Origin of the sequence: Mycolicibacterium celeriflavum, from assembly GCF_010731795.1 — a bacterium.
Taxonomy (GTDB): domain Bacteria; phylum Actinomycetota; class Actinomycetes; order Mycobacteriales; family Mycobacteriaceae; genus Mycobacterium; species Mycobacterium celeriflavum.
In genome coordinates this window covers 925,402-939,471 of the sequence record NZ_AP022591.1, presented here as the reverse complement: position 1 = coordinate 939,471, position 14,070 = coordinate 925,402, and the positions used below count along the sequence as shown (strand labels likewise).

Here is a 14,070-nt window from a genome sequence, read left to right as displayed (position 1 = left end):
GCATCCTGATTGCATGCCGATCACCAGGTCCATGTCCGAAGCCGACAAACTCGCCGCCGACACGCCGCCGGACCGCGACCGCGCCGTGGACGTCGCCCGCTTGGCCGCGCTCGTCGTCGTCATGTTCGGCCATTGCGCGCTGCTGCTGGCAACCATCGACGCCGGCGGCGTCAGAATCGGAAACATCCTCGGTGAGATTCCCGAGCTCGCCCCGGTCACATGGCTCGTGCAGGTCATGCCCCTGTTCTTCCTGGCCGGCGGCGCCGCGGGCGCATACGGCTGGCACGCGGGCAAATCGTGGGGCACCTGGCTGTTCGCCCGCGCGCAGCGGCTGTGCCGACCGGTCTTCTGGTACCTCGCGGCCTGGTCGGTCGGACTGCTCGCGGTGCGGTGGACGCTCGGCGCCGAATCCGCCGCGGACCTCGGCCGCGAATCCGTCGCACTGCTGTGGTTTCTTGGGGTCTACCTCGTCGTGCTCGGGTTCGTGCCGGCCTTGACCCGCCTGTCGACCGGCCGGGCCGTCGCGGGGGTCGTCGGCTGCCTGCTGATCGCCGCCGCAGCGGTGGACGCGATCCGGATCTCCGTCGGAACCCCGATGGCGGGTGTCGCGAACTTTGTCGTCGTCTGGCTGATCCCGGTCGCCTTCGGCGTCGGTTACGCGCGCCGATTGATCAGGCCGCGCGCGGCGCTCGTCGTCGCCGCTGTCGCGCTCACCGCGCAGACAGTGCTGGCGATGGTCGGACCGTACGAGATCTCGCTGATCGTCACCGGCACCGAGAACCTTTCGAACGTGTCGCCGCCCACGCTGCTGCTGGCGTTGCACTGCACCTGGATGTCGTGCGTCTTCATCGCCTGCGCGGGCGCGATCCGACGGTGGGCCGAGCGACCGCGGGTCTGGTATGTCGTCGCGATCGGCAACGGGGGAGCGATGACGCTGTACCTCTGGCACATCGTGGCGATCGCCATCGCCGCGTTCTCCCTGCACGTGGTGGGACTCGACGCGTACGACGTTGGCGCAGCGGGCTTTTGGAGTCTGCTCGCACTGCGGGCGGTCGTGTTCGCCGTCGTCATGTTCGCGATGTTCCGGTTGCTCTCGCCGCTCGAGCATCGCCGCCTTCCGTGGTGGGACGCACCCGTTCGGGCGACGGGTACGCGCTCGACCATCGCCGGTGTGCTGACAATGGTGGCGGGCGTGGCGCTGGTGCTCCTGGCCAAGAACGGCCTCACTCCAGGGCTGGGGTGGACGATGCTGGGCTGCTTTACCGCGTCGGCTGCGCTGGCGCGGGCCACGGCACAGGCTTGGGCCGGGGCCGGACCCGCTGCGGCCACCAGAACCAGCGGCCGAGAAGCGCGGCGATCGACGGTGTCATGAACGCGCGGATCACCAGGGTGTCGAACAGCAGGCCCATGCCGATCGTCGTCCCGACCTGCGCCACCACCGTGAGCGCACTGACCGACATCGAGATCATCGTGAACGCGAAGACCAGGCCAGCCGCTGTCACCACTGATCCGCTGCCGCCCATCGCGCGGATGATGGCCGTGTTGATGCCTGCCGGCAACTCTTCTTTCAACCGCGCGACCAGCAGCAGGTTGTAGTCCGCGCCGACCGCCAACAGGATGATCACGGCCATGGCCATGACCATGAACTGCAGTTCGATGCCGAGGATGTGTTGCCACACCAGGATCGACAGGCCGAAGGACGCGCCGAGGGACAGCACCACGGTGCCGACGATCACGGCGGCCGCGACGAGGCTGCGTGTGATGATCAGCATGATCGTGAAGATCAGCGCGAGCGCGAGGATCGCCGCGATCATCAGGTCGTAGCTGTTGCCTTCCTGCATGTCCTTGAACGACGCAGCGGTTCCGCCGAGGTAGATCGTCGACCCTTCCCAGGGTGTGCCTTTGATGGCCTCCTTGGCGGCGAGTTTGATCGCGTCGATCCGTTTGATGCCGTCGGCGCTGAGCGGGTCGCCCTCGTGCTGGATGATCATCCGCACCGCATGACCGTCCGGCGAGATGAAGTTCTCCATCCCCTTCTTGAACTCTTCGTTGTCGAAGATCTCCGGCGGCAGATAGAACGTGTCGTCGTTCCACGCCTCGTTGAACGCGTCGCCCATCTCGGCCTGGTTCTCGCCCAACGCAGCCTGCTGGTCCTGCATCCCGGCCTGGCTCGAGTGCATGGTGAGCATCATGGTGCGCATCGTCTTCATCGACTCGATCTGCTCGGGCAGCAGCGCCTGCAGTTGCGGCATCAGCGCATCGAGCCGCTCCAAGTCCGGTAGCAGTGCCTGGATGTTGTCGGTCATCAGGTTCATGCCGTCGATCGTGTCGAAGATCGACCGCATGGAGGAGCAGACCGGGATGTTGAAGCAGTGCGGTTCCCAGTAGAAGTAATTGCGGATCGGGCGCAAAAAGTCGTCGAGATCGGCGATGTGGTCCCGTAACTCGACAACATGGGCGGTCATGGTTCGGGTCTTCTCGACCATGCTGTGCGTTGTGGCGTTCATCTCGCCCATCAACGCCATCATTCTGGTCATCGTGTCGATGTTGGTCTGCATCTCTTCGGCCTGAACCAGCATGTCGGCCATCCGGTCCTGCGAGTACTTGCGGTTCAAGTCCTGGTTGACACCGCTGAGGCTGAGCTGCGCCGGGATCGTGCTGAACTCAATGGGTTTGCCGTTGGGGCGGGTGATCGCCTGGACCCGTGAAATGCCCGGCACCCGGAAGATCGCCTTTGCGATCTTGTCGATCACCAGGAAGTCCGCCGAGTTGCGAAGGTCGTGGTCGGTTTCGATGAGCATCAACTCGGGATTCATCGTGGCGGGGGAGAAGTGTCGTTCGGCCGCTGCGAAGCCCTGGTTCGCGGGTAAGTCCGGAGGCAGATACAGCCGATCGTTGTAGTTCGGCTGGTAGCCCGGCAGCGCCAGCAGGCCGACGAGGGACAGGGCAACCGTCGCCATCAGGACCGGTCCCGGCCAGCGGACGATGGCGGCACCGATTTTCCGCCAACCGCGAATGCGCATGGCCCGCTTGGGCTCCACCAGCCCGAACCGGCTCGCGACGGTGATGATCGCCGGCCCCAATGTCAAGGCGACCAACACCGCGATCGTCATCCCGACCGCCAGCGGAACACCCAGCGACTGGAAGTAGGGCAGGCGGGTGAACGAGAGACAGAAGGTCGCGCCGGCGATCGTCATGCCCGAACCCAGCACCACGTGAGCGGTGCCGCGGAACATTGTGTGGAAGGCCTGCTCACGGTCTTCACCTATCGTGCGCGCCTCCTGATAACGCCCGATGAGGAAGATCGCATAGTCGGTCGATGCCGCGATCGCGAGCGTGACGAGAAGGTTGGTCGCGAACGTCGACAAGCCGATCAGCTCGTGATAGCCCAGGAACGCAACCGCACCGCGAGTTGCCGCCAGCGCCAGAAAGACCATCACCAGCGTGATGAGCATGGTGCCGATCGACCGGTAGACCAGCAGCAGCATCGTGATGATGACCGCGAACGTGACGAATTCGATGATCCGCACGCTGCGGTCGCTGGCGATCTGCTGGTCGGCCAGCAGAGCCGACCCGCCGGTCACGTACACCTGCACACCGGGCGGCGGCGGAAGGCCGTCGACGATCTTCTTGACGGCCTCCACCGACTCGTTGGCCAGCGCCTCGCCCATGTTGCCGGCCAGATACGCCTGGACGTAAACCGCCTTGCCGTCGGCGCTCACAGCCGCGGCTTCGGTCAGCGGGTCGCCCCAGAAATCCTGAATGTGCTCGACGTGCGCGTCGTCGGCTTCGAGCCTGTCGATCAGATGGTTGTAGTACCGGCGCGCATCGTCACCCAGCGGCTGTTGGCCCTCGAGAACGATCATCGCTGCGCTGTCGGACTTGAATTCCTCGAATACCTCGCCGACGCGCTTCATCGCGATCACCGACGGCGCCTCAGACGGGCTCATGGATACCGACTGCATCTGGCCGACAACTTCCAGTTGCGGCACGGTCACATTCAGCACCGCGATGAGCGCGACCCAGCCGACGATGATCGGAATGGCCAATCGCCGGATCCACTTGGCCACTGGGGACCGACGGGAATGCCCGCTCTGTTCGCTCGATTGCATGGTCGGAGCGCTCACCAGGAATTCACCTCGGCGGAGCTCCTCCCGTGGTTGTTAGGACTGCCTTAGTCCTACCAGATCGCAGCGTCGAACCGGTAGTCGAATCCGTCTCGCCAGCGAACTACTCAGCTTGGTTAACCAATCCAGGCGAACAGAGCCCGGCTGTTCGGCGGGCTGGCCTGAGTCGGCGTTGAGTGCGGCTACCAGTTCCAGACTTCGGGCTGGCTCGGCGGGTAGTTCATGCACACCTCGGTTGCATGCGCGACGACGCCCTTGTTGTTGAAGAACAGCTTGGCCCAGTTCCCCCACCGGGTCGCCATCTGCTCGTAGAAAACATTCGTGGCGGTGTTCTCCGAGTACTGACGCCGGCCCGCGTAGTCCAACGAGAAGAACCAGTAGATCCGGTCGCGGGCGCCCTTCTGGACATCGAGCGGCCTGTTCTTGTAATCGATCATGTACCGCTCGTAGTAGAACGGGTCCTGATCGCGAACGGCCGCCATGTACTGGTCGACCGTGCAGGTGGTCCTCATGATCCGGTTCGGGATCGGGTAGTCGTCGGTGGCGTCTGCGGCCGCGGCGCCCGGGAAGATCATCGCCGCGCAGCCGAAGGTGGCCAACGCGATGGTCGCTTTACGAATCACTGCACAACTCCTTGATCGCGTGCTTGGTCCAAGATCGGCAGCAGGTCAGGGCAGTAGAAGCGCAGTGCCCCAGCCAGGAACTTCCAACTCTGCTCCGTGCTGTTCTGACTCCGCGGCAATTGGTCGCGGACGAAGTTTGCCGACGCGAACGCATCCTTGTCGAGCCCCTTGCGCTGCCGCTTACAGGTGATCTTGCCCATCCAGGCGTTGTAGTCCTTTTGCCCGTAGATGCCGTAGGTGTGCAGCTCGTTGGTGAAGTCGGTGTCTGGGTCCGCCTGTGCGGGCACCGCCAACATCAACGCCGCCGCTGCGGTGGCAACTCCGACGATCAGTCTCTTCATGACTGGGCTCCTTCTGGACCGGACGGCGTCAGTTCTCTGGTTCTGGGCCACGGTACGGGCACCGGCCGTTCTCGTACCCGCTGTGGCCACCAGAACCACTTACCCATGAGCGCCGCGATGGACGGCGTCATGAATGCCCGGATGACAAGAGTATCGAACAACAGGCCCAGTCCGATGGTGGTTCCGACTTGTCCGATTACTGTGAGTTCGCTGACCGCCATCGACATCATGGTGAACGCGAACACCAGGCCGGCCGATGTCACGACGGAACCGCTGCCGCCCATCGCACGGATGATGCCGGTCCTGACCCCCGCATGCAGTTCCTCTTTGAGGCGTGACACCAGTAGCAGGTTGTAGTCGGCGCCGACCGCCAACAGGATGATGACCGCCATCGCCATCACCATCCAGTGCAGTTCGATACCGAGGATGTGCTGCCAAATCAGAATCGACAAGCCGAACGAGGCTGCCAGCGAGATCACCACGGTGCCGACGATGACCGCGGCAGCGACCACGGCCCGGGTCAGGATGAGCATGATCGTGAAGATCAACGCCAGCGCCAGGATCGCCGCGATCATCAGGTCGTAGTTGTTGCCGTCGGACATGTCCTTGTAGACGGCGGCGGTGCCGGCGAGGTAGATCGTCGAGCCCTCCAGCGGTGTGCCCTTGATGGCTTCCTTGGCGGCCTTTTTGATCGCGTCGATCCTCGCGATGCCTTCCGGTGTCATCGGATCGCCGTCGTGGGCGATGATGAAGCGCACCGACTTGCCGTCCGGCGAAATGAAGTTCTCCATCCCCTTCTTGAACTCTTCGTTGTCGAAGACTTCGGGCGGCAGATAGAAGGAGTCGTCGTTCATCGATGCGTCGAACGCGTCGCCCATGGCGGTCGAGTTCTCCTGCATCGCGGCCATCTGATCCTGCAGGCCCTTCTGCGAGGAGTACATGGTCAACATCATCTGGCGCATCGTCTTCATGGTGTCGATCATCGGCGGCATCAGCGTGACCATCTGCGGCATCAACTTGTCCAGCCGTTCCATGTCGGGCAGGAGGTTCTCGATGTCGTCGGTCATCGTGTTGATGCCGTCGAGGGTGTCGAAGACCGACCGGAACGCCCAGCAGATCGGGATGTTGAAGCAGTGCGGTTCCCAGTAGAAGTAGTTGCGGATCGGCCGGAAGAAATCGTCGAAATTGGCGATGTGGTCCCGCAATTCGGCCACATCGACAGTCATGTCCTTCATCTTGGTGACCATGCTGTGCGTGGTGGCCGCCATCTCCTCGGTGAGCGCCGACATCCGCTCCATGTTCTCGATGGTCTTGGACATCTCGTCGGCCTGCACGAGCATGTCGGCCATCCGGTCCTGCAGGTACTTCTGGTTCATCTGCTGGGTGGTGCCCTGCATGCTGATCTGGAACGGAATCGAGGTGTGCTCGATCGGCTTACCGTCAGGCCGGGTGATGGCCTGCACCCGGGAGATCCCCGGTACCCGGAACACCGCTTTGGCGATCTTGTCGATCACCAGGAAGTCCGCTGAATTGCGCAGGTCGTGATCGGTTTCGATCATCAGCAGTTCCGGGTTCATCCGGGCCGGCGAAAAGTGCCGGTCCGCGGCTGCGTAACCCTGGTTGGCGGGCAGGTCGGGGGGCAGGTAGTTCCGGTCGTTGTAGTTGGTGCGATAGCCGGGCAGGGCGAGCAGACCCACCAGAGACAGCGCGACCGTCGCGACCAGGATCGGTCCGGGCCAGCGCACAACCGCCGCACCGATCTTGCGCCAGCCACGCACGCGCATCGCCCGCTTTGGCTCGAGCACTTTGCCGAATCTGCTTGCGATGCTGATGATCGCGGGCCCGAGCGTCAGCGCCGCGAGAACCGATGTGACCATGCCGATGGCCAGCGGTACACCCATGGTCTGGAAGTAGGGCAGCCGGGTGAAGCTCAGGCAGAACAACGCGCCCGCGATCGTCAGACCGGAGCCGAGCACCACGTGCGCGGTCCCGTGGAACATCGTGTAGTAGGAGGACTCTCGATCCTCCCCGGCGCCGCGGGCCTCCTGATAGCGGCCCGTCAAGAAGATCGCATAGTCGGTTCCTGCGGCGATCGCCAATGTGACGAGGAGGTTGGTGGCGAACGTCGAGAGCCCGATGATCTCGTGGTACCCGAGGAACGCCACCACGCCGCGGGCGGCGGACAACTGCAGCACGACCATCACGAGCGTCAGCACCACCGTGATGATCGACCGGTAGACCAGTAGCAGCATCACGATGATCACGGTGAACGTGAGCGCTTCGATCATCCGCATGCTGCGGTCGCCGGCGATGTGCTGGTCGGCCGCGAGCGCCGCCGGACCGGTCACGAAGGCCTTCACACCCGGTGGCGGCTCCATCCCGGCGACGATCTCCTGCACCGCTTCGACCGACTCGTTGGCCAGCGCCTCACCCTGGTTACCCGACAGGTAGACCTGGACGTAGGCGGCCTTGCCGTCGCTGCTCTGCGCGCCGGACGCGGTCAGCGGATCACTCCAGAAGTCCTGAACGCTCTGGACGTGCTTCGTGTCGGCCTCGAGCTTGTCGATCATCTGGTCGTAGAAGGCGCGGGTATCCTCCCCGAGGGGCTGCTCGCCCTCGAGCACGATCATCGCCGAGCTGTCGGAGTCGTACTCCTCGAAGACCTTGCCGACGCGTTTCATCGCGATCATCGACGGCGCGGAGTCCGGGCTCATCGAGACGGCGCGCATCTGGCCGACCGTCTCCAATTGCGGCACAGTCACATTGACTATTGCGATTAGCACAACCCAGCCGATGATGATCGGGATCGCGAACAGCCGGATGGTGCGCGGGATGAACGGTCGCTTGGCGTGCCGGACGGGCGGGAAGGCGTCCGTGGGAGTCTCGTTCGTCGGGGTGCTCATGCGGACTTCACAAAGCAGAAGGTTTGGGCGCTCACGCCGGTGGAGGTTCTTTCGTCTTTGACTTCGTCATCGACGGTGATCCGGCACGTGATGCTGGTGCCGTCGCCCTGGGCGACGATGTTGGGCGCCGCCGACGGCGCCGTGGTCTGCAACGTCAGCGACCACGGCAGCGACGCGCCGTCGATTCGTTGCGGTCTCGCATCGAGATCCAGATAGTTGATGTCCGCATACGAGCCCGTCCCGAAAATCTCGTACTTGATGACTTTCGGGTCGAACGGCTCGGGATCGTCGGCGAACACCCGGGGGGTGACGATGATGCCCTCGGCACCGAAAAAGGTGCGGATGCGGCTGACGGTGAACCCGGCGATGGTCACCACGACGATGATGACGATCGGGAGCCAGACCTTTCTAGCAAGTCGGAACATCTACCGTCCCCGCCCGGTGCAACCCATATCCGCCCTCAAGTCGTATTCATCGCTGTGCATGCGCTGTGCGTAACTTAGCCCGTATAAGTTCTCACTGAGCCCCAGGTTAACTCAAGTCATCGTGCTGCTGGTCACCACCGCGTCGGCGCTGTGGCCCAGGTCACAATGACTTGGTTTCGAAGCGATCCAGGTAGCGCTCGATGAATGCTTCGGCCTCGGCGTGACCCCGGGTAATGCCGAGGCCCCGTTCGAGCAGCACGATCCGGGCGAGGCTCGTGACGATCATAGACATCACTATCGGGGGGAATGCCTCCACGTCTGCGCCGTGCGCCTTCATCGCCTCCGCCACGACGTCCTCTTCGACGATGCCGAAACGCTCGGCGTATGCGGCGATCTCACTGCGGATGGCCTTGCGGTGGTTGGCCAGGGCCATGAACTCCATGAACAACCGCGCGCCGTGGGTGCTGTTGAGCCGCCATAACGCGTGAAGGGGTTCGTGGGCGGCCACCGCCTCACGCTGGCGCGCCAGGTTGGCCTCCGCACCTTCCCGCAGCACCGCAAGGAACAGATCGTCCATGCTCGGGAAGTAATAGTGCACGAGCGCGGGCTTCACGCCCGCCTTGGCCGCGACCCGCCGGGAGGTGGCCGCAGCGTAACCCTCTTCCAGCATGACCTGGGCGGTCGCCTCGATCAGCGCCGATCGAGTCGCCGACTCGCGGCCACCCCTTGACCGGTCGCCGACCGGGCTGCTAGACATGGCGCCAGCCTAGATGTTGGGCGATCGCCCAAACAAGTGAGGGGAGCGGCGGCGATGGCTGGTCGGGTAGAGGGAAAGGTCGCATTCGTCACCGGCGCGGCACGGGGCCAGGGCCGCAGCCACGCGGTGCGGTTGGCACAGGAGGGCGCCGACATCATCGCCGTCGACGTGTGCCGGGCGTTCGAGGGTTCGCCGGCGGAAGGGTCCACTCCGCAGGACCTCGCCGAAACCGCCGACATGGTCAAGAACCTCGATCGGCGGATCGTCACCGCGCAGGTCGACGTCTGTGACTTCGACGCCCTCAAGGCGGCCGTCGACGATGGCGTCGAGCAACTGGGCCGTCTCGACATCGTCATCGCGAACGCCGGTATCGGAACCGTCGGCACGAAACTGCACAAGCTCGCCGAAGAAACCTGGCGGGAGATGATCGACGTCAACCTCGCCGGGGTGTGGAAGTCGGTGAAGGCCGGCGTCCCGCACCTGCTGGCCGGCGGGCGCGGCGGATCCATTGTGTTGACGAGCTCGGTTGCCGGTCTGAAGGCCTATCCGCACACCGGGCACTACACCGCCGCCAAACACGGTGTGGTCGGCCTGATGCGGACGTTCGCCGTCGAGCTCGGCCAGCACTCGATTCGGGTGAACTCGGTCCATCCCACCCACGTCAACACGCCGCTGCTGATGAACGAAAAGACGTATCGGATGTTTCGCCCCGACCTGGAAAAGCCTGGGCCCGACGACCTCGCGCCGATCTGTCAGACGTTCCACATGCTGCCGATCCCGTGGGTCGAGGCCGAGGACATCAGCAACGCGGTGCTGTTCCTCGCCTCGGACGAATCCCGTTACATCACAGGCGTTCCGCTGCCCGTCGACGCCGGCAGCTGTCTGAAATAGGGGAGAGACGATGACCGTCATCGACGACCCTGCTGTCTATTACGACCCGTACCGGGTGGACATCGTCGCCGACCCGTACCCCACGTACGCGCGGCTGCGGGACGAAGCGCCGCTCTACCACAACGAGCATTACGACTTCTGGGCGCTGTCCCGACACGGGGACGTCGAACGGGCGCTGCTCGACTGGCAGACCTTCTCCAACAGCCGAGGCGACATCCTCGAACTCATCCAGTCGGAGTTCGACATGCCCAAAGGCGTGATGATGATGGAGGATCCGCCGGTCCACACGATGCTGCGCGGCCTCATGTCGCGGGTGTTCACCCCGCGACGGATGGCCGAAATCGAGGACCAGATCCGGCGATACTGCGTCAACTGCCTGAACCCGCTGGTGGGTGCCGACCGGTTCGACATCATCGCCGAACTGGCGTCGATGATGCCTATGCGGGTCATCGGGATGCTGCTCGGCATCCCCGAATCGGAGCAGGTATCGGTCCGCGATGCCAACGACGCCAGCCTGCGCACCAAGCCCGGCTCACCGATGAAGGTGGTGCGGGCGGACAAGATCGCCGACGGCAGCATCTACGCCGATTACGTCGACTGGCGCGCCAAGAACCCCTCCGACGATCTGATGACCGCGCTACTCAACGTCGAGTTCACCGATGAGAACGGCGTGACGCGCAAGCTCACCCGCAGGGAAATCCTGCACTACACGCAGGTCGTCGCGGGCGCGGGCAATGAGACCACCGGGCGGCTCATCGGTTGGCTCGCGAAGGTGCTCGCAGAGCACCCCGAGCAGCGTCGGGAAGTGGTGCGGGACCGGTCATTGCTGCCACGCGTGGTCGACGAGACATTGCGGTTCGAGCCGACCGGTCACAATGTCGCCCGTTTGGTGACACGGGATTTCGAAGCACACGGACGCGTCGTGCCGGCGGGCAGCGCGATCCTTCTGATGTTCGGGTCGGCCAACCGCGATCCGCGCCGCTACGACCGCCCGGACGTCTTCGACATCCACCGCGACAACATCAGCCACATCACGTTCGGCAAGGGCGTGCACTACTGCCTGGGCGCCAACCTCGCCCGCCTGGAGGGCCGCGTCGCGCTCGACGAGTTGCTCAACCGGTGGCCGGAGTGGGACATCGACTACGACACCGCCCAACTCGCGCCGACGTCCACGGTTCGCGGCTGGGAGCGACTGGACGTGGTGCTGCCGTGAAGGTCGGTCCGGCAGTTTGGGACGACCTGGTTCGGGGCAAGCTCGACGCATGAAGACGATCATTCGGCGTTCGATGGTCTTGACCGCCGCCGCTGCTCCCCTCGCGGCTTTGTCCCTCGTGATGTCGGGATCGGGATCGGCGCAACCGCTCAATTGCCCGAACGGGTGGTGGGATCCCGTAGCGAATACCTGTCGAGGACCGGTGGCGACGACCCCGCTCGCCTGCGCGCCCGGAGAGTATTGGAATCCGGTCACGAACGTGTGCCGCCCCCTCGGCCAGTACTAGCGGCCGGTCCGGACCCAGCCGGCTACGCCGAAACGGACGTTTTGGCGGAAAAGTACGGCCAAAATCCGCCATTTCGTCGATCTCGGCGAGGCTCAGCCCAGGCTGAAGTCGATGACGCCGCGGATGATTTCACCGTTGCGCTGGTCGTGGTAGCCGTCGTTGATGTCGTCGAGCCGGTAGCGGCGGGTGATCATCTCGTCGAGTTGCAGCAGACCGGCCTCGTAAAGCCGCGCAAACCTGGGTATGTCGACCCTCGGGTTGCATGACCCGAACACCGTGCCGACGAGGTTCTTGTTCCAGAGGATGAACTCCTGCAAGTTGATCGCGATGGAACCGGTGGTCTGCTTGGTCATCCCCGTCAATACGCAAGTCCCGCCCTTGCGCGTCAAGCTCAGCGCGGCCTGCACATCGTGTTTGGTGATCAACGAGGGCGAGAGAATGACGCAGTCGGCCATGACGCCGGCTGTCAGTTCACTGAGTAGGTCGCCTGCCTCGTCAGTCGTCGCCGCGCTGTGTGTCGCACCGAACTTCAGCGCCGACTTCTGCTTGAACTCGACCGGGTCCACGGCGATGATCTGTGCGGCGCCGTTGATCCGCGCACCCTGAAGCGCTCCGGTTCCGATGCCCCCGACGCCGATGACCACGACGGTATCGCCGGTCCGCACCCGAGCACGGTTCTCGGCCGAGCCGTATCCGGTCGGAATCCCGCAGGACAGCAGCGCCATCGGCAGCAACGGCAGATGCTGCGGGATCTTGATAATCGAATCCGTCGAAACGACAGTGTGTTTCGAGAAGGCGCCAACCTTCGACAGATGGCCGAGTTGGCGGCCGTCGGCGGTGTGGTGACGAAAGGTACCGTCGGTCGGCATACCGGGAACCATCACCTGTGCGCCCATGTCGCAGATGTACTCCATGCCGGAATTGCACCATCGGCAGCGGCCACACACCGCGACGAACGACGTCACGACATGGTCGCCCGGCGCGAAATCGATGACGTCCTCCCCGGTTTCGAGGACGACGCCGGCGCCCTCGTGACCGCCGATCAGCGGAAACATCGACGGCAGGCCGTACGCGGCCATGACTTCGTTGGACGCCGACATGTCGCCGTTACGAATGTGTTCGTCCGAATGGCACAGCCCTGCGGCGGCCATCTCCACGAGCACCTCGCCGGCCTTCGGCGGGTCCAATTCGAAGTCCTCGACGGACCACTGCTGACCCATGTCGTGCAGGATCGCCGCGCGACTTCTCATGAGGCTCGACGGAATGTCACCGGCAGATGCTTGGGGGAGCGGAACGGCATGCCGGTGATCTTGGTGTCCTCGTCTTCGAGTAGCTCGAGGTCGGTCACGCGGTCGAAAAGGCTGTTGAGCATCGCACGGGTCTCCACCCGCGCGAGGTGCATGCCCAGACAACTGTGGATGCCACCGGCGAACGAAATGTGTGCGCGGCGGGGCCGATGGATGTCGAACACATCCGGGTTGTCCCAGCGCTTCGCGTCGCGGTTCGCCGAACCCATGCACAGGTTGACCTGCGCGCCCTCGGGGATGGTCACGCCGTGCATCTCGACGTCGCGAGTGGTGTTGCGCGCCACCAACACAAGCGGCGTCTCAAACCGGATGCCCTCCTCGATGGCCGCCGGGATCAGATCGCGATTCGACGCAAGCGCTTCGAGTTGATCGGGGTGGGTGAGCAGTAACGCCAACAGGTTGCTCGACGAGCGATACGTCGTCTCCAGTCCTGCCGGCAACAGCAGCCGCAGGAAGGAGATGATCGCCTCGTCGGTCAGCTTCTCGCCGTCGATCTCCGCGCCGACGAGGTCACCGATAACGTCGTCGGTCATCGTGCGGCGACGCTGGTCGACCTGTTCCTGGAAGTAGGTGCCCAGTTCGACCGAGGCGTTCAGCCCGGCCTCGATGTCCTCGGTGATCGAGATCAGGTCCAGTGAGAGTCGGCGGAACATGTCCAGGTCGTCCTGCGGCAGGCCGAGCAGTGCGGCCGTGACGCGGGTGGGAAACTCGAACGTCACCGCCTTGATCAGGTCGACCTCGCCGTCGTCGGCGAACTCGTCGACCAGTTGGTCGCATATCGGGTCGATCACTTCGGGTTCCCACTGCGCGAGCGCGCTCTGCCGGAAGGCCTTCGATACCAGGCTGCGGTGGTCATGATGCTGTTTGCCGTGCATGCCGAGGATCGTCGGCCCGAACACGAGCCCGATCGTGTTGTTGTACATCTCGGAGGCGAACACGGTGTCCTCGCGGAAAGCGGTGAAGACGCTCTCGAAGTCGAACAGCACCCAGTTCTCGGAGACCTTGAGTTCGGGCGGCATCAGGTCGCTCTCCATGAGCGTTCCGCGCCACACCGGGGACCTGTTGCGCATGTACTCGAAAAAGCCGTAGGGATCGGTGGCCACGTCGGGGGCGAGCTGGTCGTTCGAATCGGTGCTGATCGTCACCGTGCCTCCCAGGCAGCAGATAGCGGCTCTCTGCGGCTATCTTTACTATTTT

11 protein-coding genes are annotated in these 14,070 nt (G+C 64.0%); 3 read left to right on the top strand and 8 right to left on the bottom strand.

All coding sequences use genetic code 11. From position 1 onward, the window contains the following. The first annotated feature begins 13 nt into the window (after positions 1 to 13). On the top strand, positions 14 to 1,372 hold the full coding sequence (locus G6N18_RS04450) for an acyltransferase family protein (RefSeq protein WP_083004288.1): 1,359 nt from the start codon (positions 14 to 16) through the stop codon (positions 1,370 to 1,372). Here G6N18_RS04450 and G6N18_RS04445 read toward each other — a convergent pair. From G6N18_RS04445 to G6N18_RS04420, 6 genes are all read right to left on the bottom strand, one after another. Beyond that, on the bottom strand, positions 1,260 to 4,112 hold the full coding sequence (locus G6N18_RS04445; RefSeq protein ID WP_083004284.1) for an MMPL/RND family transporter: 2,853 nt from the start codon (positions 4,110 to 4,112) through the stop codon (positions 1,260 to 1,262). The genes G6N18_RS04450 and G6N18_RS04445 overlap by 113 nt on opposite strands. A 197-nt stretch (positions 4,113 to 4,309) precedes the next feature. Beyond that, positions 4,310 to 4,702, bottom strand: coding sequence for a DUF5078 domain-containing protein (locus G6N18_RS04440; protein ID WP_083004359.1), 393 nt, complete (start codon positions 4,700 to 4,702; stop codon positions 4,310 to 4,312). A gap of 44 nt (positions 4,703 to 4,746) precedes the next feature. Next, entirely contained in the window at positions 4,747 to 5,091 is a 345-nt protein-coding gene (locus G6N18_RS04435; RefSeq protein ID WP_083004280.1) for a DUF732 domain-containing protein, read from the bottom strand. Next, positions 5,088 to 7,994, bottom strand: a complete 2,907-nt coding sequence (locus G6N18_RS04430) for an MMPL/RND family transporter (RefSeq protein ID WP_083004277.1) — start codon at positions 7,992 to 7,994, stop codon at positions 5,088 to 5,090. Before G6N18_RS04430 ends, G6N18_RS04435 begins: the two co-directional genes overlap by 4 nt. Beyond that, positions 7,991 to 8,419, bottom strand: a complete 429-nt coding sequence (locus tag G6N18_RS04425; RefSeq protein ID WP_067220156.1) for an MmpS family transport accessory protein — start codon at positions 8,417 to 8,419, stop codon at positions 7,991 to 7,993. The genes G6N18_RS04430 and G6N18_RS04425 overlap by 4 nt, the downstream gene beginning before the upstream one ends. 160 nt (positions 8,420 to 8,579) lie before the next feature. Then, positions 8,580 to 9,176 (bottom strand): TetR/AcrR family transcriptional regulator, encoded by a 597-nt coding sequence (locus G6N18_RS04420; protein WP_082949299.1) that lies wholly within the window; start codon positions 9,174 to 9,176, stop codon positions 8,580 to 8,582. A gap of 54 nt (positions 9,177 to 9,230) precedes the next feature. Between G6N18_RS04420 and G6N18_RS04415 the strand changes: the two genes are divergently transcribed. Further along, on the top strand, positions 9,231 to 10,067 hold the full coding sequence (locus tag G6N18_RS04415) for a mycofactocin-coupled SDR family oxidoreductase (RefSeq protein WP_067220160.1): 837 nt from the start codon (positions 9,231 to 9,233) through the stop codon (positions 10,065 to 10,067). A 10-nt stretch (positions 10,068 to 10,077) separates the two neighbouring features. Next, positions 10,078 to 11,280, top strand: coding sequence for a cytochrome P450 (locus G6N18_RS04410; RefSeq protein ID WP_083004274.1), 1,203 nt, complete (start codon positions 10,078 to 10,080; stop codon positions 11,278 to 11,280). A 378-nt stretch (positions 11,281 to 11,658) separates the two neighbouring features. On the opposite strand, the gene G6N18_RS04405 is transcribed toward G6N18_RS04410, so the two are convergent. Then, complete coding sequence (locus G6N18_RS04405; protein WP_083004270.1) at positions 11,659 to 12,816, bottom strand: Zn-dependent alcohol dehydrogenase; 1,158 nt, start codon at positions 12,814 to 12,816, stop codon at positions 11,659 to 11,661. Next, entirely contained in the window at positions 12,813 to 14,018 is a 1,206-nt protein-coding gene (locus G6N18_RS04400; protein WP_083004267.1) for a cytochrome P450, read from the bottom strand. The genes G6N18_RS04405 and G6N18_RS04400 overlap by 4 nt, the downstream gene beginning before the upstream one ends. Positions 14,019 to 14,070 lie beyond the last annotated feature (52 nt).